The organism is Brevundimonas sp. RM1 (assembly GCF_052907225.1).
The window spans coordinates 13,352-38,934 of the sequence record NZ_JBRERY010000002.1 but is presented as its reverse complement, the minus strand read 5'-3'; the positions used below and the strand labels follow the sequence as shown (position 1 = coordinate 38,934).

General features: G+C 67.9%; 16 protein-coding genes and 1 tRNA gene. 10 read left to right on the top strand and 7 right to left on the bottom strand.

Annotated elements, in window-relative coordinates:
- Nucleotides 1-2: 2 nt before the first annotated feature.
- Nucleotides 3-1,376, bottom strand: coding sequence for a metallophosphoesterase (locus tag ACU5AP_RS02095; protein WP_128719274.1), 1,374 nt, complete (start codon nucleotides 1,374-1,376; stop codon nucleotides 3-5).
- Between the two features lie 243 nt (nucleotides 1,377-1,619).
- On the opposite strand from ACU5AP_RS02095, the gene ACU5AP_RS02090 reads away from it, so the two are divergent.
- The 3 genes from ACU5AP_RS02090 (at nucleotide 1,620) to ACU5AP_RS02080 (ending at nucleotide 6,930) form a co-directional block, all read left to right on the top strand.
- On the top strand, nucleotides 1,620-3,866 hold the full coding sequence (locus ACU5AP_RS02090; protein ID WP_128719275.1) for a TonB-dependent receptor: 2,247 nt from the start codon (nucleotides 1,620-1,622) through the stop codon (nucleotides 3,864-3,866).
- A 112-nt stretch (nucleotides 3,867-3,978) separates the two neighbouring features.
- Entirely contained in the window at nucleotides 3,979-5,865 is a 1,887-nt protein-coding gene (locus ACU5AP_RS02085) for a M20/M25/M40 family metallo-hydrolase (protein ID WP_446680735.1), read from the top strand.
- A gap of 45 nt (nucleotides 5,866-5,910) precedes the next feature.
- Entirely contained in the window at nucleotides 5,911-6,930 is a 1,020-nt protein-coding gene (locus tag ACU5AP_RS02080) for an NAD-dependent epimerase (RefSeq protein WP_446680734.1), read from the top strand.
- Between the two features lie 58 nt (nucleotides 6,931-6,988).
- Here ACU5AP_RS02080 and ACU5AP_RS02075 read toward each other — a convergent pair.
- Nucleotides 6,989-7,064 (bottom strand) — tRNA-Ala (locus ACU5AP_RS02075).
- Between the two features lie 122 nt (nucleotides 7,065-7,186).
- Between ACU5AP_RS02075 and ACU5AP_RS02070 the strand changes: the two genes are divergently transcribed.
- The 5 genes from ACU5AP_RS02070 (at nucleotide 7,187) to hisS (ending at nucleotide 11,901) form a co-directional block, all read left to right on the top strand.
- Nucleotides 7,187-7,492, top strand: a complete 306-nt coding sequence (locus ACU5AP_RS02070) for a YggT family protein (protein WP_046653094.1) — start codon at nucleotides 7,187-7,189, stop codon at nucleotides 7,490-7,492.
- Between the two features lie 147 nt (nucleotides 7,493-7,639).
- Nucleotides 7,640-8,518 carry a 3-hydroxybutyryl-CoA dehydrogenase gene (locus tag ACU5AP_RS02065; protein WP_312122960.1) on the top strand — a complete coding sequence of 293 codons (879 nt, stop codon included), beginning with the start codon at nucleotides 7,640-7,642 and terminating at the stop codon, nucleotides 8,516-8,518.
- Nucleotides 8,518-9,084, top strand: coding sequence for a hypothetical protein (locus ACU5AP_RS02060; RefSeq protein WP_223850643.1), 567 nt, complete (start codon nucleotides 8,518-8,520; stop codon nucleotides 9,082-9,084). The genes ACU5AP_RS02065 and ACU5AP_RS02060 overlap by 1 nt, the downstream gene beginning before the upstream one ends.
- 60 nt (nucleotides 9,085-9,144) lie before the next feature.
- On the top strand, nucleotides 9,145-10,371 hold the full coding sequence (locus tag ACU5AP_RS02055; RefSeq protein WP_046653098.1) for a DUF418 domain-containing protein: 1,227 nt from the start codon (nucleotides 9,145-9,147) through the stop codon (nucleotides 10,369-10,371).
- 57 nt (nucleotides 10,372-10,428) lie between these two features.
- Entirely contained in the window at nucleotides 10,429-11,901 is a 1,473-nt protein-coding gene (gene hisS, locus ACU5AP_RS02050; RefSeq protein WP_128719279.1) for a histidine--tRNA ligase, read from the top strand.
- 372 nt (nucleotides 11,902-12,273) lie between these two features.
- Here the strand turns inward: hisS and ACU5AP_RS02045 are convergent, their stop codons facing one another.
- The gene (locus ACU5AP_RS02045; RefSeq protein ID WP_446680733.1) at nucleotides 12,274-14,400 is read right to left on the bottom strand and encodes a M13 family metallopeptidase; all 2,127 of its coding nucleotides are present in this window, start codon (nucleotides 14,398-14,400) and stop codon (nucleotides 12,274-12,276) included.
- A 419-nt stretch (nucleotides 14,401-14,819) separates the two neighbouring features.
- Between ACU5AP_RS02045 and ACU5AP_RS02040 the strand changes: the two genes are divergently transcribed.
- Together ACU5AP_RS02040 and ACU5AP_RS02035 are read left to right on the top strand one after the other, a co-directional pair.
- A complete protein-coding gene (locus ACU5AP_RS02040) occupies nucleotides 14,820-15,476 on the top strand; it encodes a TetR/AcrR family transcriptional regulator (protein WP_003166709.1) in 657 nt (218 codons plus the stop codon).
- 160 nt (nucleotides 15,477-15,636) lie between these two features.
- A complete protein-coding gene (locus ACU5AP_RS02035) occupies nucleotides 15,637-18,078 on the top strand; it encodes a membrane-bound PQQ-dependent dehydrogenase, glucose/quinate/shikimate family (protein WP_128719281.1) in 2,442 nt (813 codons plus the stop codon).
- 163 nt (nucleotides 18,079-18,241) lie between these two features.
- Here the strand turns inward: ACU5AP_RS02035 and ACU5AP_RS02030 are convergent, their stop codons facing one another.
- The 4 genes from ACU5AP_RS02030 to ACU5AP_RS02015 all read right to left on the bottom strand — a co-directional run bounded on the left by ACU5AP_RS02030 (nucleotide 18,242) and on the right by ACU5AP_RS02015 (nucleotide 25,569).
- Complete coding sequence (locus ACU5AP_RS02030) at nucleotides 18,242-19,504, bottom strand: glutamate-5-semialdehyde dehydrogenase (RefSeq protein WP_128719282.1); 1,263 nt, start codon at nucleotides 19,502-19,504, stop codon at nucleotides 18,242-18,244.
- On the bottom strand, nucleotides 19,501-20,670 hold the full coding sequence (gene proB, locus ACU5AP_RS02025; protein WP_446680732.1) for a glutamate 5-kinase: 1,170 nt from the start codon (nucleotides 20,668-20,670) through the stop codon (nucleotides 19,501-19,503). The genes ACU5AP_RS02030 and proB overlap by 4 nt, the downstream gene beginning before the upstream one ends.
- A gap of 188 nt (nucleotides 20,671-20,858) precedes the next feature.
- The gene (locus ACU5AP_RS02020) at nucleotides 20,859-22,298 is read right to left on the bottom strand and encodes an efflux transporter outer membrane subunit (RefSeq protein WP_312052501.1); all 1,440 of its coding nucleotides are present in this window, start codon (nucleotides 22,296-22,298) and stop codon (nucleotides 20,859-20,861) included.
- A 1-nt stretch (nucleotide 22,299) separates the two neighbouring features.
- Complete coding sequence (locus tag ACU5AP_RS02015; RefSeq protein ID WP_128719285.1) at nucleotides 22,300-25,569, bottom strand: efflux RND transporter permease subunit; 3,270 nt, start codon at nucleotides 25,567-25,569, stop codon at nucleotides 22,300-22,302.
- Between the last annotated feature and the right edge of the window lie 14 nt (nucleotides 25,570-25,583).

Genomic DNA, 25,583 nt, shown 5'->3' with positions numbered 1-25,583 from the left:
CGTCAGGCGACTGACAGCAGGCCCTGGGCGGCGACGGCCTTGACGCCGGGGCCGGGAACCTCGGCGAAGGCCAGGTCCGTGACGCCGAAATACTCATGCTGGTTCAGGGCGCACCAGTCGGTGGTGACGATGCGGACCGTCTCGCGCTGTTCGCCGCCTTCGACTGCGCCATAGACGAAGTCCCCGGTGCGGCGTGCGAAGGGCATGACCCGGTCCTGATTGGCCAGGGCGGTCAGTTCGGCCAGGCGCGCGGCGGGCACCTCGGCGGCCATCAGCTTGCCGTCGAAGCGCACCACGGCGTCGAAGGCGTAGCGACTGACCGGACCGGCGGCCAGGCCCGTGCCCAGGGTGGTGTGGCCGATGAAGCCCGCCTGGGCCCCGGCGAAGCGGGCGAAGGTTGCGGCGACGGCGCGGCCGGTGTCGCCCAGCGACAGGGAGGTCGAACTGGTCCCGAGGACGGCGCGCTCCTGATCGGTCAGATGCCGGTCCAGCGTCTTGCGGATCAGGACGGCCAGGGCCGGGTCGGCGGGGCCGTCCAGGGCGACGGTGCGCGACTGCGCCCGGACGCTTCCGTCGCTGAGATAGTCGGCCGCCGTATAGGCGTTGCTCCACGATCCGGTGTGGGCGTAGAGGCCGCGCCCCAGCTTCTCCTGGAACAGCAGGTGGTTGTGCCCGCCGATCATCAGGGCGCCGTCGGGCAGGGCGGACAGCATCCCACGATCGCCCGCCACCCCGGCGTGGCTCATCACCAGGGTCAGGTCCGCGTCGTCCGTCAGGGTCGGCAGCTGAGCGTTCGCCCATTCGCTCGGCTCGGGGATCGACAGCCAGTCGCGGCTGGCCTTGGGATAGGTGTTCAGCGCGTTCGTGCCGAAGCCGATGATGCGCAGCCGTCGATCGCCGAAGGCCAGTTCAGTCGCCGCCGGCGCATAGGGCTGACCGGTTCGCGCGTCGACGATGTTGCTGATGACGGTGATCCCCAGGCCGCGCATCCGCGCGACCACCTCATGCAGGTCCGGCGTCAGATCGTTGTCGTGGTTGCCCAGATTGACCACCGTCGGGGCGATGGCGGGCAGGGCGGCCAGGAAGGCCCAGTCGATCGCGCCTTCGGACCGCACCGAGACGACGTTGCCGTGCTCGAAGATGTCGCCGTCGATCGCGATCAGATGCGGAACCGGCCGGCTGCGGACCGCGGCGCGCAGGGCGGCCAGCAACTGGGCGCTGCGCTCATAGGCGGAGTGCAGGTCGGACATGGCCAGGACGCGGCCGACGACGGCGCTTTCGCGAGTCTGACCAAAGGCGGGCAGGGCGCCGCCGATCAGCGGCAACACGGCTGCGGCGCCCAAGAAGCGGCGACGGGAGGGGAAGGCGAAGGTCATCTGAAAGTCTCCGGTGCGCGACCCTGCGGGAGACGACGCAGCCGATCTGCATGGCACGGCGGGTTGCACTGCACAACTTGAGGGGTGTCTCATATGTGAAACGAACGGCGGTTTGTTCCGGCCTGTGTCCCTGTCGCGAAAGGTTCACGGTGAAGGGCGCTTCGGTGCTGGAACCGACGGCGCTTCAGGCCTAGGGGCTGCGGCGATTCACCCGCCCAAGATCATCAAGAAGGGGATATCTCGATGACGCGTCTCTCGGTTCTCGCCGCCTCCGCCAGCGGTCTGGCCCTGCTGCTTTCCACGCCGGCCCTGGCGCAATCCGCCGATGTCCAGGTCGAACAGGCCGCCGCTGTCGGCGACATCGTCGTCACCGCCCAGCGTCGCAGCGAAAGCATCCGCGACGTGCCCTTCGCCGTCACGGCGATGAACACCGAGACGCTGAACGCCGTGAACGCCGGCGGCGGCGACATCCTGCAGCTGTCGGGCCGCGTGCCCAGCCTGCAGGTCGAAAGCTCCAACGGCCGCTACGCCCCGCGCTTCTACATCCGCGGCCTGGGCAATGTGGACTTCGACTTCACGGCCTCGCAGCCGGTGTCGATGGTGATGGATGAGCTGGTTCTGGAAAGCGTCTATCTGAAGGGCTTCCCCCTGTTCGACGTGAAGCAGCTGGAAGTGCTGCGCGGGCCGCAGGGCACCCTGTTCGGCCGCAACACCCCGGCGGGCGTCATCAAGATCGACACGACCAAGCCCGGCGACGAGTTCACCGGCTTCGGCTCGCTGACCTACGGAAACTACGGTTCGACCCGCGCGGAGGCGGCCGTGACCCTGCCGGCGTCGGACACCCTGTCGGTGCGCGTCGCCGCCCTGTGGAACCACCGCGACGACTGGATCAACAACGCTTATGACGCCCCCTTCGCCAAGAAGGACGGCAAGGATCTGGGCTATTTCGACGATGTGGCGGGCCGCATCCACGTCGCCTGGACCCCGACCGACCGCCTGTCGACCCTGCTGACCCTGCAGGCGCGCGACTATGTGGGCACGGGCACGATGAACCGGGCCAACGTCCTGACCAAGGGCTCGAACAAGCTGAACGACAACTTCGACCGCGACACGGTCTGGTATGACGGCGGGCGCAACAACTTCCAGAAGCAGAAGACCACCTCGCAGTCGCTGCAGGTCGCCTATGACTTCGGTCCCGCGACCCTGACCGGCGTGGTCGGCTCCTTCCAGGGCTGGTCGCAGGGCAATGGCGACATCGACGGCGGCGTCTCGAAGGGCGCGCCGGCCGGCGCCGGCTACAAGACCCCGTTCGCGGTCGAGTCCGGCACCCTGTCCAGCGACCTGCTGCAGAACACCTATGAGCTGCGCCTGACCTCGAACGGCGCGGGCCGTCTGGGCTGGCAGGTCGGCGCCTTCTATTGGGACGAGCGCATCAACCTGGTGTCGGGCGGCTTTGACGGCGTCGGCGGCGTCATGCCGACCAAGGTCACGGACATCGTGCAGAAGTCGGACTCCTGGTCGGTCTTCGGTCAGGCCAACTATCAGGTCACGGAGGCTCTGAAGCTGACCGGCGGCCTGCGCTACACCGACGACAGCCGCGACTATCACGGCCGCCTTCTGGTCGGCACGCCGGCCGGCGCCGAGGGCAAGGTCTCGGTCGGCGACGAGCAGGTCAGCTGGGACGTGAGCGCCCTGTACGAAGTCAACGACAGCCTGAACCTGTTCGCCCGCGTGGCCAGCGGCTATCGCGGCCCGTCGATCCAGGGCCGCAACCTGCCGGTTCTGACCACGGCGGATTCGGAAACCGTCATGTCCTATGAGGCCGGTTTCAAGGCCCGCCTGTGGGACGGCCGCGCCCGCCTGAACGCCACCGCCTATCTGTATGACGTCAAGGACATGCAGTTCACGGCCATCGGCGGCATCGACAACTCCAACCGCCTGATCAACGCCGACAAGGGTCAGGGCTACGGTCTGGAGATCGACGGCGACGTCTATCTGGGCGCGGGCTTCACCCTGGCCGGCGGCGTGGCGTGGAACCACACCGAGATCAAGGACAAGGATCTGCTGGTCGCCATCTGCGGCAACCACCTGTGCACCATCACCGATCCGATCGTGAAGGTCGGCGCCAATGACCGCGCCAACATCGACGGCAACCCCTTCCCCCAGGCGCCGGAGTATTCGGCCAACCTGACCCTGTCCTACGTCCGCCCCATCGGCGACGCTCAGGAGCTGTTCGCCTCGACCGACTGGGTGATGCAGAAGGACTTCAACCTGTTCCTCTATGAGGCGGTCGAGTTCCGTCAGGACACCAACTTCGAAGGCGGCCTGCGTGCGGGCTGGCGCGACCTGAACCAAGGTCTCGAGGCGGCCGTCTACGTCCGCAACATCACGGACGAAGCCAATGTCATCGGCGCCATCGACTTCAACAACCTGACGGCCTTCGTCAACGAACCGCGCATGTACGGCGTGGAGCTGTCGAAGCGCTTCTAAGCCTTTCACGGCGGATCGCATCGGAGGGCGGCGGCGGGGAGACCTGTCGCCGCCCTCTTGCCATTGCGGCCCAGCTTGGTCCTATTGCCGGACGGATCGGGGAGGATCTCACATGCGGCTGGCCTTGCTGTTCGGATCGCTGACGCTCGCCTTCTTGCTGGCGGTGTGGACCACCCAGGCGCCGAAGCCGCGCGCGGCGGACGCGCCCGCCGTCGCCTTCTCGGCCGCGCGGGCCATGACCGACATCGAACAGATCGCCCGCGCGCCGCACCCGGTCGGTTCGCCCGAGCACGCGCGGGTCCGCGCCTATCTGAGCGTTCGGTTGACGCAGCTGGGGCTGGAGGTCAGCAAGCAGGCGGGGCCGTTGTCGCCCGCCTCGGTCAAGCGGCTGGCGCGCGCGGGCGGCGATCCGGCGGCGGCGAACAATCAGGCGGTCAATCTGATCGGCGTCCTGCCCGGAAAAGACCGCAGCCAGCCCGCCGTCATGCTGATGGCCCACTATGACACCGTGGTCGGCTCGCCCGGCGCAGCCGACGATTCCGCCGGGGTCGCCGCCATTCTGGAAACGGTGCGGGCGATCAAGGCGCGCGGTCCGGTCGAGCGTGATCTGGTCGTCCTGCTGACCGACGCCGAGGAGCTGGGTCTGGACGGGGCGCGGGTCTTCTTCGGCGGCCATCCACTGCGCGATCGCATCGGGGCGGTGGTGAACCTCGAGGCGCGCGGCGGCGGCGGCCGCGCCGCCATGTTCGAGACCGGGCGCGAGGCCGGGCCGACCGTGCAGCTGTTCCGTCGTGCGGCGGCCAGGGCCGACGGCGGGACCACCGCCACCTCCATCGCCGCTTTCATGTATGAGCGGATGCCCAACGGCACCGATTTCACCGTGCCCAAGGACCGGGGGATCGGCGGGTTGAACCTGGCCTTCATCGGCCGCCCGGATCAGTACCATTCGGCCAACGCCACGCCCGCCAACCTGGATCGGGGCGCGGTCCAGCATCTGGGCTCCCAGGCGTTGGAAGCGGCGGATGCGTTGGCGCGCGCGTCCAGCCTGCCGGCCAAGGGCGAGAACCTGGTCTACTCAGACGTCTTCGGCCGCTGGATGATCGCCTATGCGCAAGGAACCGGCTGGGTGCTGTTGGCCCTGACGGCGGCGTTGGGCGGTTTCGCCGCCTGGCGGGCGCGGCGCCGGGCGGGACTGACGGCGGGGCAGGTCGGCCTGGGCGTATTGGACGGGCTGTGGTTCCTGACCGGGGGCGTGATCTTGGTGCAGGCGACGCGCCTGCTGGCCGGGCCGCTGTCGAGCCGCGCCGATTCGCCGGACGTCTACTACACCCTGCTGCGCCGCCTGCCGTGGATGGAGGCGGGGGCGACGCTGGCGATCATCGCCCTGGCCTTGGTCCTGCTGACCGGCGCGCGCCGGGCGCGGCCGCGCGTAATCGGCGGGGCGTTCGCCGTCTTGACCGCCGTCGTCCTGCTGGTCGGCGGGTTCAGTCCGGTGATGCTGGGTCTGGGCGTGGCCGCTATCATCCTGTCGCTATGGCCAGGGCGCGCCGAGCGTTCGGCATGGGGCGGCTGGCTGGGTCTGATCGCCCTGATCTTCGTCTTTGGTTGCGCCTTGCAGGGCGCAGCGCCCGAAGCGGCCCTGCTGTTCGTCTGGCCGGTGTTGCTGGCCGCGACGGCAGCGGCCCTGGCGGCTTTGATCGACCCCGACCTGACGCGGCCGCTCGGCCTTCTGCCCGTCGCTGTGGCGACCGTGCTGGGCGGCGCCTGGCTGCTGGGGATTGGCCATTTCGTCTTCCTGGGCGTCGGGATGGACATGCCGGGCGCCCTGGCCTTGATCGCGCTGCTGGTCCTGCTGTTCGCCCGCCCCCTGGCGCCGGGCGCGAAGGCGGCGCGCCTGGTGCTGTTGGCGGCGGCGGCCTGTCTGATCGCGGGCGTCGGGCTGAACATCTCGGCCCAGCTGTTGGCGCCGTCGCCCGCCGTGGCGGAGGCCTTGCCCTAGGCGGGCGCTGGCGTCCGGCCGCGCGACCGTTTATCGCAGCCGATCATGAGCGATCCCGTCCTGGTCACCGGCTCCGCCGGCTTCATCGGCTTCCACACCGCCCGGCGTCTGCTGGAGCGGGGCGAGCGCGTCATCGGCCTGGACAACCTCAACGCCTATTACGATCCGGCGCTGAAGCAGGCGCGCCTGGCCCAGCTTGAGGCCTATCCGAACTATCGCCATCACACGCTGGACCTGGCCGACCGCGACGGCGTCGCCGCCCTGTTCGCCGAGCACCAGCCGCGCCGGGTGGTCCATCTCGCCGCCCAGGCGGGCGTGCGCTACAGCCTGGAAGCGCCCGAGACCTATGTCGATTCCAACGTCGTCGGCTTCCTCAGCATCCTGGAAGGCTGCCGCGCGGTCGAGGCGGCCAACCTGGTCTTCGCCTCGACCAGTTCGGTGTTCGGGGCCAACCGCGCCCTGCCGTTCTCAGTGCGCCAGCCCGCCGATCATCCGCTGACCGTCTATGCGGCGACCAAGCTGGCTAATGAGGCCATGGCCCATTCCTACGCCCACCTGTTCGGCTTTCCGGCGACGGGGCTGCGCTTCTTCACCGTCTACGGGCCGTGGGGCCGCCCGGACATGGCCCTGTTCAAATTCACCCGCGCCATCCTGAAGGACGAGCCGATCGACGTGTATGGCGAGGGACGGATGAGCCGCGACTTCACCTATGTCGACGACATCGTCACCGGCGTGATCGCCGCTCTGGACCGTCCCGCCGCGATCGATCCGGCGTGGGATGCGACCGCCCCCAATCCGGCGACCAGCGGCGTCGCGCCCTGGCGCATCCTGAACCTGGGCGCGGGCCGTCCCGTGCCGCTGATGCGCTACATCGAAGTGCTGGAGACCAAGCTGGGCCGCAAGGCCAAGCTGAACCTGATGCCCATGCAGGACGGCGACGTGGCCGACACCGAAGCCGACGTGACCGACACCCTGGCCGCTCTCGACTACGCCCCGTCGACCCCCGTGGAGGAGGGCGTCGCACGCTTCGTCGACTGGTACTGCAACTTCTACCGCGAAAATTGAGGCGCAGAGGCGGTCGCCCTGGAGGGCTGGCTCACGTAATGATTTCGCAGAGATGCCTTGGTGGAGCCGAGGGGAGTCGAACCCCTGACCTCGTCATTGCGAACGACGCGCTCTACCAACTGAGCTACGGCCCCGACCGACAGGCAGGGGCGGGACATAGAAGCGTCCAGGGGGGCGTGTCAACGGGCCGCGCACGAATCCTTGGCGATCCGCGGCGGGGCCGCTAGAAGCGGCGTGAACGAAGCAGGAGTTTCACATGGGTTTCGCCCTTGTCTGGCTGGTGAACGCCGTCGTCACCTTGATGATCTGGTGCATCATCGCCTCGGCGATCCTGAGCTGGCTGTTCGCCTTCGACGTGATCAATCCGCGCAATCGCTTCGTGGGCCAGATCGCCTATGTGCTGGATACGGTGACGCGGCCGATCCTGGGACCGCTCCAGCGGGTGGTGCCGTCGCTGGGCGGCATCGACATCACGCCGATCATCGCCTTGCTGGCGCTGCAGTTCCTGAGCGTGCTGTTCAATCGGACGGTCGCGCCCATGCTTATCATGTCGCTGGGCTAAGGCGGGCGAGACGGGGCGCCGTTGAATGCGGGCCACGGGGGCGAGGGATTCGGCGTTCGGCCTCCATTTCCGCCCTTGCGTGGCGCGAACGGGCTCCTAAGGTGCCGAGGATGGGTTCCCTAGCGGACCGGATTTTACGCGTAATTCATGACCACGATCAGGACAGTCGCCGTCATCGGCGCCGGGCAAATGGGTTCGGGCATCGCTCAGGTGGTGGCCGCCGGCGGCTATGAGGTGAAGCTGTACGACATCGCGTCGGATCGCGTGACCCTGGCCCTGGGCGAGATCGCGGCCAGCCTGGCGCGGCGCGCGGCGCGCGGTCTGTCGAGCGAGGCGGAGGCCCAGGCCGCGCTTCAGCGCATCACCGGCGTGAAAACCCTGGCCGAAGCGGCTGAGGCGGATCTGATCATCGAGGCCGCGTCCGAGGAGGAAGCGGTCAAGAAGGACGTCTTCGCCGAGCTGACGCCGCTTCTGGGGCCCGATACGCTGCTGGCGTCCAACACCTCTTCGATCTCCATCACCCGCCTGGCCTCGGTCACGGATCGGCCTGAGCGCTTCATCGGCCTGCACTTCATGAAGCCGGCGCCGACGATGAAACTGGTCGAACTGGTGCGCGGCATCGCCACCTCGGCCTCGACCTTCGAGACGGCGGTCGCCTTCGCCGAGAGCCTGGGCAAGATCATCACGGAGTCCGAGGACTTCCCCGCCTTCATCGTCAACCGCATCCTGGTGCCGATGATGAACGAGGCGGTCTATGTGCTGTATGAAGGCGTCGGCGACGTGGTCTCGATCGACAAGGCGCTGAAGCTGGGCGCCAATCATCCGATGGGGCCGCTGGAGCTGGCCGACTTCATGGGCCTGGACGTGGCCCTCGCGATCATGAACGTGCTGTATGATGGCCTGGCCGACAGCAAATACCGGCCCTGTCCGCTGCTGGTGAAATATGTCGAGGCCGGCTGGCTGGGCAAGAAGAGCGGGCGCGGCTTCTACGACTATTCCGGCGAGACGCCGGTGCCGACCCGCTGATGGCCGTCGCTTTTCCTTCTCTTCCGGGCCTGAAGCGCGTTGCGCCGCGGCGCGGCGCGGGCGCTCTGGTTCCGGCCGCCCTGGCGGCGGCGGCCTGGCCGCCGGTGATCCTGACCCTGTTCATCTGGCCGCCCGAGAACTGGTGGTCGGGCGTGGATACGGACTGGCGGCTGGTGATGCTGGCCGTCGGACTGATCGCGGCGCCGGCGGGGCTGTGGCTGCTGCTCGACAGCCACGGCAAGACCGGGCGCCCGTCGACGCGACTGGGCGTGGTGTGCCGCTTCACCGTGTTCGGCGGCCTGCTGGCGGCGGCGATGCAGACGATCATGGCCGTGGTCATGGCGGGTCTGGCGGGCGCCGCCTCGCAGAGCCTGGTTCAGGGCCTGGGCGCGATCGAGACGGCCCTGCTGATCTATGGCGTCGGCGGCCTTCCGCTGGCGGTCATGATGGGGGTCAGCTACGCCCTGTGGGGGGGGCTGTGCGTGGCCTATCTGGGCTTTGTCCCGGCGCCCGTCGTCAAGAACCGCATGGGCGTCCTGGCCGAACGGGACGTTACGGGGATTTAACGTGAAGCGAAGCGGCCGTCCCGACTAAGCCTCGACCTCTTCACCAGAACAGGGGCGAGCATGAGGGATCAGGTCGAGACGGTTCAGCCGAAGCCGGTGGCGGCGGATCAGCGGGTCGTGACGCTGGACGTGCTGCGCGGCGCGGCGGTTCTCGGAATCCTAGCGGTCAATGCCGCCTTCTTCTCCTTGCCGCTGGAAGCTCTGGACATGGCGCCGGAGCAGTCGCCCTTTCCCGCCGTGCCGGGCGCGTCGGGCGTGGCGCAGTGGGTCGTCGACGTCTTCTTCACCCAGAAGTTCGTGACCCTGTTCTCCATGCTGTTCGGCGTGTCCATCTTCCTGGTCGGCGGCGAGCGCGGTGATGAGGCGAAGGGGCGCGTTCTACGCCGTCGCCTGATGTTCCTGGCCCTGTTCGGCCTGATTCATGGTGCGGCCTTCTGGTACGGCGACATCCTGCTGCTCTACGCATGGTCGGGGCTGTTCGTGATGTTGATGCGATCCATGTCGGCCAAGTCGCTGATCTGGATCGGCGCGGGCGCCACAGTGTTTCTGGCGACCTTGCAGGCGGCCTTTGTACTGGCCATGGTTCACTTCCCGGAGGTTATGGCCGGCCTGAACGAAAGCGTATCCGACACCGCGGTCGCTGATGCGATCGCCGCCTATCAGAGCGGCTGGGCGGGGGCGATGCTGCAGAACCTGAAGGCCTGGGGTTTCGCAACGACTGCGAGCTTGTTGATGTATGTCTTCTCGATCGTGCCGTTGATGATGCTGGGGATGGGCCTGTTCAAGGCCGGCTTCTTCCACGGCCGGGTTCCGACGTGGATCTATCTGGCGCTGATCGCCGGCGGGGCGACGGTGCTGACTCTTCTGGGCGTGCTGCAATGGCGCGAGCTTCAGGTCGGGCCGGTTGCGGAGGGGACGGGCGGATGGGCCGCTGTGGCGGAGTCCTATCCGCTGATCATCACCCTAGCCTACGCTTCGGCGCTGATCCTGGCGACGACGCGCGGCGTGGGTTGGCTGCGCAAGGCGTTGGCGCCGGTGGGGCGGATGGCCTTCACCAACTATCTGACCCAGACCCTGATCATGACGACGATCTTCTACATGCCGTGGGGGCCGCGCCTGTTCGGCCAGGTCGACTATCCGATGCAGTGGGCCATCGTCGTGGGCGTGTGGGCGCTGCAGCTGATCTGGTCGCCGCTGTGGCTGTCGAAGTTCACCATGGGGCCGTTGGAGTGGCTGTGGCGGCGTCTGAGCTATGGACGCGGTCTGCCCCTGCGCCGTACGGCCTGAGCGGGAAGGGGCGGCGGCGAGTTGCGGCGACGGAACTGATGGCTTAATCGCCGCTTCATGACCGACGAAGCCTCCAACCGCCCCGAAGCTCGCGCCCCGCGCGGGTTCGCCGACCGTCGCGGCCGCGACCTGACCGCCGAGCGCCGCATCGTCGCGCGCGTGTCCGAGGTCTATGAGCGCTGGGGCTTCGAGGCGCTGGAGACTCCGGCGTTCGAATACGCCGATGCGCTGGGCAAGTTCCTGCCGGACGCCGACCGCCCGAACGAGGGCGTCTTCGCGCTTCAGGACGACGACGATCAGTGGATGGCTCTGCGCTACGACCACACGGCGCCGCTGGCCCGTTTCGCCGCCCAGAACTGGGAGACCCTGCCCAAGCCGTTCCGCCGCTACGCCTATGGGCCGGTGTGGCGCAATGAGAAGCCGGGGCCGGGCCGCTTCCGCGAGTTCTGGCAGTGCGACGCCGACACGGTCGGCTCCGACCGACCCGAGGCCGACGCCGAGATCATCGCCATGGGCTGCGAGGGCCTGCGCGCCGCGGGTCTGGCGGCCGGGCAGGCGGTGATCCGCGTCTCCAACCGCAAGCTGTTCGACGGCCTGTTCGACGCGGGCGGGATCACCGATCCTGTGCAGCGGCTGACGGCCCTGCGCGCGGTGGACAAATACGACCGCCTAGGCGTCGAGGGCGTGCGCCTGCTGCTGGGCGAGGGCCGTCTGGACGAGTCCGGCGACTATACCAAGGGGGCGAACCTGCCCGCCTCGGTGATCGGGGCGATCGAGGCGTTCCTGGCTTCAGCCGAGACGCCGGGGCTCAGCCGCGCGGGCGTGCTGGACGCCGTGTCCGGCGCGGCCTTGGGCGCGGCGGGCGAAGAGGCGCTGAAGGAGCTGGCCGCCATCGACCGCGCCCTGAACGCCATGGGCGTGTCGCAGGACGACGTGCGCTTCGACCCGACCATTGTGCGCGGGCTGGAATACTACACCGGCGCGGTGTTCGAGGCCGAACTGCTGCTGGACACCAAGGACGAGAAGGGGCGCGCAGTGCGTTTCGGCTCGATCGGCGGCGGCGGGCGCTATGACGACCTGGTGTCGCGTTTCACCGGCCAGTCGACCCCGGCGACGGGTTTCTCGTTCGGCGTGTCGCGTCTGGCCTCGGCCCTGCGCGCAGCCGGACGCGGCGCCGAAGACGAGACGCGCGGGCCGGTGGTGGCCATCGTCTTCTCCGAGGACGACATGCAGCACTATCTCGACGCCGTGTCCGAACTGCGCGCGGCGGGCGTTCCGGCCGAGCTCTATCTGGGCCGGGCGGGCATGAAGGCGCAGATGAAATACGCCGACCGTCGCGGGGCCCCGGCCGCCGTCATCCTGGGCGGAGACGAGATCGCCACAGGCCAGGTGACGATCAAGGATCTGGACGCCGGACGCGCCCGCGCCGCCGCCATCACGGACAATAACGCCTGGAAGGCCGAGCGTCCGGGGCAGCAGACCGTGGCCCGCGATCAACTGGTCGCGGTGGTGCGTTCCATTATCGAATAAGCTTCGATAATATCTCTGACGAAGACGTGACTTATCAACGTTCAGTTACGAAAGAACGCTCTTTCGATAGAGGCTTGATTGACTTGACCCCCTCAATGGCGTCATTTGGTCTCACTCAAGAGGCGCAGCGCTCAGCCGCAGCGACATCTTGAAGGCGTTTCGGGGAGGAAACGTCCGCTCCTGAGAGAGCGAGAAGGCCCGCTGCGATGTATCCCCCGCAGCGGGCTTTTTCATGCCTGGAAGCCAAGAATTTTATCGAAAGATGTTCGATATAGGGGCGGTCTTGGCATGGAGGAGCGTCGGGAGACGGCGCCATGAAAAAGGGCCGGAGCGTCGCCGCTCCGGCCCTCTTCGTTCAGCAGGCGCGGCGTCCTACCAGATGCGGACGCGCTCTTCCGGCGACAGGTAGTATTTGGTCCCCGGCTTGACGCCGAAGGCGTCGTACCAGGCGTCGATGTTGCGGACGGGGCCGATCACGCGGAATTCGGCCGGGCTGTGCGGATCGGTGGCGATCTGATTGATCAGCGCGTCGTGACGGTATTTGGACTGCCAGACCTGGGCCCAGCCGTAGAAGAAGCGCTGGTCGCCGGTCGTGCCGTCGATCACCGGAGCGGGCTGGCCCTTCAACGACAGGTGATAGGCCTCCAGACCGACCGCCGTACCGGCGGCGTCGCCGATGTTCTCGCCCATGGTCAGGCCGCCCTGGACGGGATGGCCGGGGACGGGTTCGAACTGGTCGTACTGGGCGCCCAGACGTTTGGTCAGGCTCTCAAAATTGGCCTTGTCCTGTTCCGTCCACCAGTTGCGAAGCACGCCGTCGCCGTCGGACTTGGAGCCCTGGTCGTCGAAGCCGTGGCCGATCTCGTGGCCGATCACGCCGCCGATGCCGCCGTAGTTGACGGCCGGGTCCGCGTCCGGATCGAAGAAGGGCGGCTGCAGGATGGCGGCCGGGAAGACGATCTCGTTATTGGCCGAGTTGTAGTAGGCGTTCACGGTCTGGGGCGTCATGCCCCACTCATCCTTGTCGACCGGCTGGTCCAGGCGCGACAGGCGATAGTTCCACTGGAACTGGCCCATGCGCTGGCTGTTGCCGAACAGATCGTCGGCCTGGATCTCGAGCGCGGAATAGTCGCGCCACTTGTTCGGATAGCCAATCTTGACGGTGAACTTCCGCAGCTTCTCCTGAGCCGCCGCCTTGGTCTCCACGCCCATCCAGGTCAGGTTGTCGATACGATGCGACAGGGCCGTGCGCAGGTTGGCGACCAGCTCTTCCATCTTGGCCTTGGATTCGGCCGGGAAGTATTCGGCGACATAGAGACGGCCCGCGGCCTCGCCCAGGGCGCCCTCGGCGAAGCTGATGGCGCGCTTTTCACGGCTGCGCTGTTCAGGCTGGCCGGCCAGGTCGCGCGAATGGAACGCCCATTGGGCGTCCGAGAAGCGCTGCGACAGCATGGGGGCGGCGTCGTCCGTAGTGTGGAAGGCTTGCCACGCCTGCAGGGTCGTCACCGGCGTCTCGGCGAAGATGGCGGCCATCTTCGGCATGGCCGTGTTCTGGCGCACGATCACGCGGTCGACCGCGCCCAGACCGGCGGCGTTGAAATAGCCGGCCCAGTCGAAGCCGGGCGCTTCGGCGGCCAGGGTCTGGATCGAATAGGGGTTGTAGGTCTTGTCGCGGTTGCGGTTCTCGATCGGGGTCCAGTGCGCCTCGGCGATCCGGTCTTCCAGGGCGACGATGGCGGCGGCCGAAGCGGCCGGGTCGGTCCAGCCGATGTTGGTCAGCGTCTGCTCGATATAGGCCTGATACTTCTGCTTCTTGTCGGCGAAGCGGGCGTCCAGATAGTAGTCGCGGTTGGGCATCCCCAGGCCCGACTGGCCCGTGGTCACGGCGTAACGTGTGGGGTTCTTCTGGTCGATGGTGACGCCGGTGCCGAAGAAGGAGCCGCCTGCGCGCCCCTGGGTCTGGCCCATGTAGGCGGCGATCTTCTCATGGCTGTCCGCGGCGCGGATGGCGGCCAGATAGGGGGCCAGCGGCTGGGCGTCCAACTGGTCGACGCGGGCCTGATCGATGAAGGCGCGGTAGGCGTCGGCGATCTTCTGCTCGTCCGAACCGGAGGCCAGATCGGTGCGCGCGGCCAGGTCCGTCACCAGCTTCTTCATGCGGTTGTCCGACAGTTCGCGCAGCAGGGCGAACGAGCCGTAGGAGGTGCGGTCCGACGGGATGGTCAACTGGTCCAGCGCCGCGCCGTTGGCGTAGCGGAAGAAGCTGTCGCCCGGATCGACCGAGGTGTCGCGACCGGCCAGGTCGAAGCCCCAGGTTCCATATCGGGGCGCATCCGTGCCCTGCCAGCCGGAGGCGCCGCCCTGGGCGGCCGGTGTCTGGAACAGTTCGAAGACGGTGCAGGCCTCGTCGATGCAGGCGTGGTCATGGCCGTCGTGGGCCAGGGCGGCGGCCGGCGCCAGAAGGGCGGCCGCAGCGACCCCCGCGAACAGTTTCTTCATTCTTGTTTCCTCATCTCGGACCCCCAAGGGGCGCGCTGCCCAAAGCCTAGAGGCAGGGGCGATCCAGCGGTCTTAAAAAATTTTAGCGTGTCGCGCGAGGGCGGACAGAATTCCCTCTTCTGGGCCTCTGACCGCCGTAATGATGCTGAAGCGAAATAGACTGAGGCATAAAGTCAAGCTTTGAGCCGGAGAGCTTTCCTGACCTTGCGGCATCAGTAGAACTCCTTAGTCGTGTTGAACTCCTAAGCGTGGTGCGGCAGAGTTTTCTGCCGCCTGTGACCCATTTTGGTCATTGTTCGGTGATGAAAGTTCACCACTTCCTCCTAGGAGCGTTCTCCCTTGTCCCAGGCTCGCGTCAGATCGACGGCGAGCCGCGATGAGGCGAACGCCGCACATAGATGAGTTTAGAGCCGCCGCCGATGCGTGAATCTTCCCAGTCCGCCCCTGCCGTCGCCGAAGCCGAAGTCCAGCCTCGGCTGAACCGCCGCCAGGCCGCCAAGGTGCGCACGCGTCAGAAGGTTCTGGACGCCGCCCGCACCCTCTTCGCCGAGCGCGGCTATGACGCCGCCACCATTCGCGACATCGCCAAGGGCGCCGGCATGTCAACCGGCGCGGTCTTCGCCAACTTCCAGGACAAGGCCGAGCTGTTCGAAGCCGTCTTCTCCGAAGAGATGGAAGGCCTGCTGCTCGACATCCGCACCGCCGCCGCCGAGGGCCGCGTCCTGGATCGCCTGTCGAACGGGCTGACGGCGGGCTATCACCGCTCGCTGGACCATCTGCCGCTGATGCAGGCCATGGTGGCGCGTTCGTGGTTCCAGCCGGAAGACGCCGATTTGCGCTCGCGCGCCTTCGTCCGCCCCCTGGTCGAGGCCGTGGCCGAGATTCTGCAGGCCGGCGTGCGTGAAGGCGAGCTGCGCCAGGATGTGGACCTGCCCATGTTGGCGCGCCTGATCTGGGACGTCTTCATCAACAACTTCCGCTTCGCCGCCTATGACAACTGGGGCATCGAAGAGCTGACGCCGCATATCCGCAAGCAGCTGGAACTGATCCTGTCCAGCCAGCTGGCGCGCCAGTAAGGCTTAGCCAGAACCTGATTGAGGGCCGTACGCCGAACTGGCGTGCGGCCCTTTTTCCATGCGCTGATCGGATCGACTGGCGGTTTCTCCCGCCCCGATGGAACGGCGGTCTTGCTGGCGGGTTGCAGTCAAAGGCCAAGCTGAACGATGGGAGGGCGCCATGTCGTCCATTGAGCGCGGACGGGGCTTCGGCAGCGTTCTTGTCAGACTTCTAGGGATCATCATGGCCCTGATCGGGCTGGCGCTGACCATCGGCGGAGGCCAGCTGATCATGCTTGGCGGCTCGGCCTACTATCTGATTGTCGGTCTGTTGATGATCGTGTCGGGTGGGTTACTGGCCCTGCTCAGACCGTTCGGCGCATGGCTCTATGTCGCCATCTTCATCGGCACTGTAGTGTGGGCGCTGTGGGAGGCCGGGTTGAACGGCTGGGCTCTGGTCCCACGCGTAGTGGCGCCGCTGGTGCTGCTGATCGCCGTGGTGTGCAGCCTCCCGGTTCTAAAGCGCGAAGGCGGCGGAGGCCGGCTGATGCTGGGCGGTCTGGCGGCCGTCGTGGTCTTCGGCCTGATCTCCGCCGTAGTGGTGGCCCAGGCGAACAAGGCGCGGGTGCTCAGCCCGGTTCCGGGCGCATCGAACGGCGGCGTGGGCGATCCTGCGATCCTGAAGGTCGGCGCCGACTGGCCCGCTTGGGGCGGCTCGGACAGCGCCCAGCGTTATTCCCCCCTGAATCAGATCAACAGGGACAATGTGAAGGGCCTTCAACGGGCCTGGACCTTCCGCACGGGCGACCTGCCGGATGAACGCTGGGGCGCCGAAACGACGCCGCTGAAGATCGGCGACACCATTTACATGTGCTCGGCGCGTAACCGGCTGTTCGCGGTCGACGCGGCGACGGGCAAGCAGAAGTGGACCTATGATCCCAAGGTCGCCGACGACCAGATTCCCTATACCGCCGCCTGCCGGGGCGTGACCTATTACGCCGCGCCTAATGTTGATGCGGCCCAGCCCTGCGCCACGCGGATTATCGAGGGCACGCTGGACGGGCGGTTGGTGGCGGTGGACGCGCGCACGGGCCTTCCCTGCGCGGGTTTCGGGACCAATGGCTCTGTCAGCATCAAGCACGGCATGGGCGATCCCTATCCGGGGATGGTGTCGATCACTTCGGCGCCGGTCATAGTGCGCGGCGTGGTGGTTACGGGCCATCAGGTGCTGGACGGTCAGAAGCGGTGGAACGCCTCCGGCGTGATCCAAGGCTTTGACGCGGTGACGGGCGAGCTGCGCTTCGCCTGGGACATGATGCGGCCGGACATCACGACCCTGCCGCCGGAAGGCGAGACTTATACGCCGGGCACGCCGAACATGTGGACTACGGCCACGGCGGACGAGGCGCTGGGTCTGGTCTTCCTGCCGATGGGCAACTCCTCGGCTGACTATTATTCCGGCCTGCGCCGTCCGGCGGAGAACGAATACTCGACCTCACTGGTCGCGTTGGACGTGACCACGGGCAAGCCGCGCTGGCATTTCCAGACGGTGCGCAAGGATGTCTGGGACTATGACCTCGGCTCGCAGGCGACCCTGGTCGACATGCCGATCAACGGAGCCATGGTTCCGGCGGTGATTCTGCCGTCCAAGCAGGGCGACCTCTACATCCTGGATCGTCGCACTGGCCAACCGCTGCATAAGGTCGAGGAGCGTCGCGTGCCCCAAGGCGGCGTCGAGCCGTCGCAGCGCAGCCCGACCCAGCCCTTCTCCCTGTTCCACACGCTGAGGAAGGCGGACCTGACCGAACGCGACATGTGGGGCATGTCTCCGATCGACCAGATGGTCTGCCGCATCCAGTTCCGTCAGGCGGCCTATGACGGCTATTTCACGCCGCCGACGGCGGACCGCTATTGGATTCAGTACCCGGGTTACAACGGCGGCTCAGACTGGGGCGGCGTGGCGGTCGATCCGGCGCGCGGCGTGATCGTCGCCAACTACAATGACATGCCTAACCATAACCGCCTGGTGCCCCGCGCCGAGGCCGAACGTCTGGGCTGGTTCGCGCGCGACGATCCCCGCTATATCGAACGCGAGAAGGTTGCGGCGAACCGCGGCGGCAGTCTGTCGAAATCCAAGGCAGAGGGCGCGGGCGATCCGCAGATGGGCGTGCCCTACGCCATCGACGTCAACGCGGGCTGGCGGGTCAAGTTCACCGGCCTGCTGTGCAAACAGCCGCCTTATGGCGGGATGCGCGTGATCGACCTGAAGAGCGGCCGCACCCTGTGGGATCGGCCATTCGGCACGGCTAGGAAGAACGGGCCGTTCGGCATTCCGTCGATGTTGCCGCTGGAGATCGGCACGCCGAACAACGGCGGTTCGGCGGTGACGGCGGGCGGACTGATCTTCATCGCCGCCGCGACGGACGACCTCATCCGCGCTATCGACATCGAGACCGGCAAGACGGTGTGGTCGGACGTGCTTCCGGCAGGCGGCCAGGCCAATCCGATGATCTATGAGCAGAACGGCCGCCAGTATCTGGTCATCATGGCCGGCGGGCATCACTTCATGGAAACGCCGCGCGGGGACTACGTCGTCGCCTATGCGCTGCCGGAGAACAGATAGCCTTCACCCTCCCCTTCATTGGGAGGGTGGTTGAGATCGTTAGGCCGGAGCCGGGTGGGGCGCCCAGGGAGATCGAGCGCCGAGGCCAAGCTTGTTTGGTTCTCCCACCCGGTCTCCGCTTCGCGTCGACATCCCTCCCCACGAAGCGGAGAGAGAAGGCGCATTACGGCCGAGTCTGGCCTTCTCCGCGCACCACATATTTGTAGGTGGTCAGCTGTTCCGCCCCGACCGGGCCGCGTGCGTGCAGCTTTGACGTTGAAATGCCGATCTCGCCGCCGAAGCCGAACTCTCCGCCGTCGGCGAACTGGGTCGAGGCGTTGATCAGGACGATGGCGCTGTCCACGCCCTCAGCGAAGCGGTCAACCGCCTTCCCGTCGGTGGTGACGATGGCCTCTGTGTGGCCCGAGCCGTAAGCGCGGATGTGTGCGATCGCGCCGTCCACGCCGTCCACCACGCGCACGGACAGGATGGGGGCCAGGTATTCGGTCGTCCAGTCGGTCTCGACCGCCTCGACCATGTTCGGAACCAGTGTGCGCGCTTCGGCGTCGCCGCGCAGTTCGCATCCGGCGGCCGTCAGGTCGGCGGCGACGGCGGGCAGCAGGCGGCCCGCCGCCGTGCGGTCCACCAGCAGGGTTTCGGTCGCGCCGCAGACGGAAACGCGGCGCATCTTGGCGTTCAGGGTCACGCGGCGGGCGACATCAAGGTCTGCGGCGGCGTCCAGATAGGTGTGACACAGGCCTTCGAGATGGCCCAGCACCGGCGCCTTCGCCTCGGCCTGGACGCGAGCGACCAGACTCTTGCCGCCGCGCGGGATGATCAGGTCGACGGCGCCGTTCAGACCCGACAGGATGGCGCCGACAGCATCGCGGTCGGGGACAGGGACCAACTGGATCGTATCGGCGGGCAGGCCCGCTTCAGCCACGGCGCGGGCGACGACGGCGGCGATGGCGCGTGATGAGTCCAGACAGTCAGAGCCGCAGCGCAGGATCGCGGCGTTTCCTGACCGAATGCACAGTGCGGCGGCGTCGGCGGTGACGTTGGGGCGGCTCTCATAGATGACGGCCAACACGCCGATCGGGGTGCGGACGCGGGCGATGTCCAGACCGTTGGCCGGGGTCCAGCGGGCCATTTCGGCGCCGACGGGATCGGGCTGGGCGGCGATGGTTTCGACCGCGACGGCCATGCCCTCGATACGGGCAGGCGTCAGGGCCAGGCGGTCGATCAGGGCCTCGGACAGGCCGCCGTCGCGGGCGTGGGCCACATCGCGGGCGTTGGCGGCCAGGATGTCGGCCTCGGCGGCGCGCAAGGCTGTGGCGAGCCGGTGAAGCGCCTCGGTGCGGACGTCGGGCGTCGTGGCGCGCAAGGCGTCGGCGGCGGCACGGGCGCGGCGGCCCATGTCCAGCATGGCGGCGTTGAGGTCGCTCATCGGTCCTCCAGAACCAGATCGTCGCGGTGAATGACGACCGAGGGGCCGCGATAGCCCAGCAGGCTTTCGATCGCGTCGGAATGGCGGCCGCGGATCAGGGCGATCTCCTCGGCGGCGTAGGACGCCAGACCGACGCCCAGTCGCGCGCCGTCGGGCCCCGTCAGGCGTACGCTGTCGCCCTTGCCGAAATCGCCGCTGACGGCGACGACGCCGGAGGGCAGCAGGCTCTTTCCGGCCTGGAGAGCGGCGACGGCTCCGGCGTCCAGCGTGAGGGCGCCGCCGGGCGCCACGCTGCCCGCGATCCACTGCTTCCACGCCGCCAGGGGGGTGGCGGGGGCCAGGATCAGGCTCGCGCGGGCGCCGTCCAGCACCGCCCTCAACGGATGGTCGGTCAGGCCCGAGGCGATGACGGTGGCGCATCCGGCCGAGGCGGCGATCTGGGCTGCCGCCAGCTTGGTCGCCATGCCGCCTGTGCCGACCCCGGCCTGGGCGTTGGTGCCCGACGCCATCGACAGCACCTCGGGCGTCAAACGTTCGACCAGCGGCAGGTGTCGGGCGTGCGGATCGCGGCGCGGATCGGCGGTATAGAGGCCGTCCACATCGGACAGCAGGATCAGCAGGTCGGCTCGGCCGAGTTGGGCTGCGCGGGCGGCCAGTCGGTCGTTGTCGCCATAGCGGATCTCTTCGGTGGCGACGGTGTCGTTTTCGTTGACCACAGGGATGACGCCGTGGGCCAGCAGGGCCTCCAGCGTGGCGCGGCCGTTGAGCCAGCGGCGACGGCGTTCGGTGTCGTCGCGGGTCAGCAGCACCTGGCCCGCCATCAGGCCGTGGGGCGCCAGGGCCTCTTCCCAGGCGTGCATCAGCAGGGATTGACCCACGGCGGCGGCGGCCTGTTTGTCCTGAAGGCGGCTGGTCGAGAGGTTCAGGCGTCCGCGTCCCAAGGCGACGGCGCCGGAGGAGACGACGATCACCTCGCGTCCGTCGCGGCGCAACTCGGCGATGTCGCCGGCCAGGTCGGCCAGCCAGTCGGCGGCGACGGCGCGACGCGCAGCGTCGAACAGCAGGGACGAGCCGATCTTGATCACCACTCGGCGCGCTTGGGCCAGGGCGGCGGCAGGCGAGGCGGCGGCCTCAAAGGCTGCGGGGAGGGGCGCTAAGGAGGTCACACAGCCTCCCTATCGCAAGATCGTCGTTTGAGCCAAGCTGTGAGCGACGATTATTCATATGAGTGCTGGCTTGTCGGTACTTGAATGAAGAATATTCTGTCTGTGCTGCGGCTTGGCGGAAAACCGCCAAAGAAAACGCCCGGCGGGCGAACCAGCCGGGCGTCCTAGTTTCAGCTTGAGGCTGAAGTTCAGGCTTCGGGATCGGGAGCCTGTTCCCAACCACCCGCCAAGGCCTTGAACAGGCCGATCTGGTAGGTGGTGACCTGGGCTTCCGAAGCGGCCAGGGCGGCGTCGGCGCCGGCCAGGGTGCGCTCGGAATCGAGCACCGTCAGGAAGCTGTCGGCGCCCGCGTCGAAACGCAGACGCGACAGGCGGGCGGCGGTGGCCGCCTGATCCCGCGCGGTGCGCAGGGCCGTGCGGCGGTCCAGTTCGTTGGCGTAGGCGCTGAGCGCCGTCTCGGTTTCCTGCAGCGCCGTCAGCACGGTCTGGTCGAAGGTCGCCAGGGCCGCGTCCGACTGGGCGCCGGCCTGCTTGATCCGGGCCCGTGCCGCCCAGACGTTGGGAAAGGACCAGGAGATCAGCGGGCCGACGCTGAAGCGGAAGTTGGCGTCCTCGCCCAGGTCCGAGGCGTCGAGCGCCGTCGAGCCCAGCGACCCGCCCAGGCGGATGCTGGGATAGAGGCCGGCGGTGGCGACGTTGACGCGGGCGGCGGCGGCCGACAGGCGGGCCTCCGCCTGACGCACGTCGGGACGGCGGGCCAGAAGCGCCGCGCCGTCGCCGACCGGAATCGGCTGCGACAGCTGCGGCGGGGACTGGCAGGCGCGAGCCGCCTCGCTGGCCTCGGCCGGGGTGCGGCCGGTCAGGGTGGCCAGGCGGAACAGGGCGCCGTCGCGCGACGCCCGCAGGGGCGGCAGGCTGGCGCGGGTCTGTTCCAGGGCGGCGCGGGCGCGGGCGACGTCCAGGCCGTTGCCGGCGCCCCCGTCCAGCAGGCGCTGGGTCAGGTCGACCGTTTTAGCCTGCAGGTCGATGGTCCGCTCGGCCACGGCGATCTGGGCGTTGGCCGAGCAGGTGTCGGCATAGGCCCGGGCCGTTTCGGCCGCGACCGTCACCCGCACGACCTCCAGGGCGGCGGCGGCGGCGGCCACGTCGCCCCGCGCGGCGCGGATGGACGACTCCACCCGGCCGAACAGGTCGATCTCATAGGCCACGTCCAGGCCGACGTCATAGGTGTCGACCTCCGGCAGCTTGGCGCCGCCCGCCGTCGGCGCGGTGTCGGTCGAGGCCCGGCTGCGGTTGTAGCCGGCCGAGGCGGTGGTGGTGGGGAACCGGCCCGAGCGGGCTTCGGACAGCGAGGCCCGGACGGCGCGCAGATTGGCCGCGGCCGCCTCCAGCTCGTTGTTCTCGGTCAAGGCCTGCTGGATCAGGCCGTCGAGGGTCGGATCCTGATACAGCCGCCACCAGTCGTCGCGGGCCGCCTCGGTCGAAACCGAGGCGGATTGCGAGCCGACGAAGGCGCCCTGGCCTTCGGCCGGGATCGTGGGGAGCGGCGCCTTGGGGCCCACCGCGCAAGCGGCGAGCAGGGCCGCCGACCCCGCGGCGGTCAGCAGAGTGCGGAGTTTGCCGTTCATTTTACGCATCTCCCTGGCGCGGAGCGGCGGGAGCCGGTTCCGGGCCGTCGGGGTCAAAGGGGTCGTGCGGCGGAGCGCCGAAGCTGGTCGGGAGCTCGCGCTCCTTGCCCGGCGCCTTGGGCAGCTTGCCCGCCATCCAGCGACAGATGACGTAGAAGACGGGGGTGAAGATCAGACCGAAGAAGGTCACACCCAGCATCCCATAGACCACCGCGATGCCCAGGGCGTTCTGCATCTCCGAGCCGGGGCCCGTGGCGATGGCCAGGGGCAGCACGCCGAAGATGAAGGCGAACGAGGTCATCAGGATCGGGCGCAGACGCTGGCGCGCGGCCTGGACGGCGGCGTCCCAACGGTTCAGGCCCTCTTCGTCCTCGGCCTGTTTGGCGAACTCCACGATCAGGATGGCGTTCTTGGCCGCCAGGGCGATCAGGACCACCAGGCCGACCTGGGTCAGGATGTTGTTGTCCAGACCATGCAGGTTCACCCCGATAATGGCCGCCAGGATACACATCGGCACGATCAGGATGACCGCCAGCGGCAGGGTGAAGGCCTCATACTGAGCGGCCAGCACCAGGAAGACGAACACCACCGCCATGATGAAGATGATGGTCGCGCCGCCCGCCGCCTGCTTCTCCTGCAGGGCGATTTCGGTCCACTCGTAGCTGAAGCCTTCCGGCAGGGTCTGGGCCGCCAACTGCTCCATCGTGGCGATGGCGTCGCCGGTCGACACGCCGGGCGCCGCTTCACCCTGCAGTTCCGAAGCCGGGAACAGGTTGTAGCGGACCACGCGCGCCGGGCCGGAATCGTCGGCCAGGGTCGCCACCGAACCGATCGGCACCATCCCGCCCGAGCCCGAACGGACCTTTAGGTTGGCGATATCGGCCAGCTCGTCGCGATAGGCGGGCTCGGCCTGGGCGGTCACACGGAAGGTGCGGCCCAGGAAGTTGAAGTCGTTGACGTAGGTCGAGCCGAGGTAGGTGCCCAGGGTGCTGAACACGGTCGAGGGCTGGACGCCCATCAGCAGGGCCTTGTCGCGGTCGACTTCGGCGGCGATGCGCGGCGAGCCGGTGTTGTAGAGGCTGAACACCTGCTGCACCTGATCCGGCGCCTGGGCGGCCGCGCCCATCATGGCGAAGGTCGCGCCTTCCAGAGCCTTGAAGCCGGCGCCGGAACGGTCCTGGATCATCATCTTGAAGCCCGAGCCGGTGCCCATGCCCTGAACGGGCGGGGGCGACAGCATGAAGATGCTGGCTTCCTCGATGACGCCGGTCGCCCCGCTGAGCGCGCCGGCCAGGGCCGAGGCTTCCAGTTCGGGCGTGGTGCGCTCTTCATAGTCCTTGAGCTTGATGAACATGGTGGCGGCGTTGGACGACAGCGAGAAGCTGGAGCCGTCCAGGCCGGCGAAGGCGGTGACTTCCTGCACGCCGTCGGCCTTGCGGACGATGTCCACGGCCTTGTTCATGGCGGCTTTGGTGCGTTCCAGCGAGGCGCCCGGCGGAAGCTGGACGACGCCGATCAGCACGCCCTGGTCCTGGTCCGGGATGAAGCCGGTCGGGGTGTCGGCCATGCGCCAGCCCGTCAGCGCCAGCAGGGCGGCGTAGATGACGAGCATGATGGTGACCATGCGGATCAGCTTGGCCGTCAGGCGGCCGTAGCGGTCCGAGACCCAGTCGAAGCCTTCGTTGAACTTGGCTCCGGCCCAGCCGAGGTAATAGGTCGCCGTGCCGAACAGGCCCGGCTTGCGGTGATGGTCGTGCTCTTTGTGCGGCTTCAGCAGAAGCGCGGCCAGGGCCGGCGACAGCGTCAGCGACACCAGAAGCGAGATCAGAGTCGCCGAGGCGATGGTGACGGCGAACTGGCGGAAGAAGATGCCGGGGATGCCGGGCACGAAGGCCGTCGGCACGAACACCGAGGTCAGCACCAGGGAGATGGCGATCAGGGCGCCCGACACTTCCTGCATCGAGCGGTAGGCCGCTTCCTTGGGCGTCAGACCCTCGCGGATGTAGCGCTCGACGTTCTCGACCACGATGATGGCGTCGTCGACGACGATGCCGACGGCCAGAACGAGGGCGAACAGCGACAGGGAGTTGATCGAATAGCCCAGGGCCAGCTGCACCGCGAAGGTGCCGACCAGGGCCACTGGGATGGCGATGATGGGGATGATGGCCGCGCGCCAGGTCTGCAGGAAGACCAGGATGACGATCATCACCAGGAAGACGGCTTCGATCAGCACGTGCTCCACGGCCGAGACCGAGGCGGCGACGTATTCCGTCGGGTTATAGGGGATGGCGTACTTCACGCCGGGCGGGAAGTCGGCCTTGATGGCGTCCAGCTCGGCGATGACCGCCTTGGCGGTCGACAGGGCGTTGGAGCCCGGCTGCTGGATGACGGCGATGCCGACGCCGCGCTGGCCGTTGAAGTAGCCTTCGACGCCGTAGATTTCCGAACCCAGCTCGATGCGGGCGACGTCGCTGACGCGGGTCACGCGCCCTTGAGCATCGGTCTTGAGCACGACCTTGCCGAACTCTTCCGGAGCCGACAGACGGCCCTCGACCTGAACCGGCAGCTCGAAGGCGGCGGCGTTGGTCGGGAAGGGAGGCTGGCCGATCGAACCGCCGGCGGCCTGGACGTTCTGGGCCTGCAGGGCGGCGACGATCTCGGGCGCGGTCAGGTCGCGTGCAGCCGCCTTGGCCGGATCGATCCAGATGCGCATGGAGTAGTTGCCGCCGCCGAAGACCTGGATGCCGCCGACGCCGTCGATCCGCAGCAGGCGGTCGCGGATCGTCGACTGGGCCATGTTGCCCAGATAGTCGCTGTCGATGCCGGGATCGTCGGACGTCAGCGAGGCCAGCATCAGGAAGCCGGTCGACTCCTTGTTGACGACGACGCCGACCTGACGGACCTGCGCCGGAAGGCGCGGCTCGGCCAGGGCGACCCGGTTCTGGACCAGCACCTGGGCGGTGTCGAGGTCGGTGCCGGGCTGGAAAGTCACGGTCACGGTGACCCGGCCGTCCGAGGTGGACGACGAGGTCATGTAGAGCATGTTCTCGACGCCGTTGATCTCCTGCTCGAGCGGCGCGGCGACCGTTTCGGACAGGGTTTCAGCCGAGGCGCCGGCGTAGGAGGCGTTCACGCTGATCGTCGGCGGCGCGATGTCCGGATACTGCGCGAGCGGCAGCATCGGCATGGCGAAGGCGCCGATCAGGGTGATGAAGACCGAGATCACGATCGCGAAGATCGGCCGGTCGATGAAGAAGCGGGATATGTTCATGGATCAGGTTCCGG